The organism is Saezia sanguinis (assembly GCF_003991585.1).
GTDB lineage: Bacteria > Pseudomonadota > Gammaproteobacteria > Burkholderiales > Burkholderiaceae_C > Saezia > Saezia sanguinis.
The window spans coordinates 1-249 of the sequence record NZ_PQSP01000161.1; the positions used below are offsets into that span (position 1 = coordinate 1).

The 249-nt window shown below is 62.7% G+C and carries 1 protein-coding gene; it reads left to right on the forward strand.

All coding sequences use genetic code 11. The features are described 5' to 3' along the window. A partial coding sequence (locus CUZ56_RS16410) for a LuxR C-terminal-related transcriptional regulator (RefSeq protein WP_148113782.1) occupies positions 1–104 on the forward strand: 104 nt, incomplete at its 5' end. Positions 105–249 lie beyond the last annotated feature (145 nt).

A 249-nucleotide genomic window follows, 5' to 3' on the forward strand; every position in this document is an offset into this window, starting at 1 on the left:
GCCCCCGTACTGTCGAAAAGCATCTGGCCTCGATCTTCCGCAAGCTCGACGTCAGCTCCCGCACCGCGGCGGCGCGCTACGCCTGCGACCGGGATATCGGCTAACTGCTATCCAGCCAGCCTGCCGATCTCCCAGAACCCCTTCAGAGCGCTCCAGCGGCCGTTGACCTGCGGCTCCTTCCCATCGATCAAAAATGGGTAGCCACCTACGTGGTTTTCCCGATGCGCCCATACGTTCCATACGCTACGC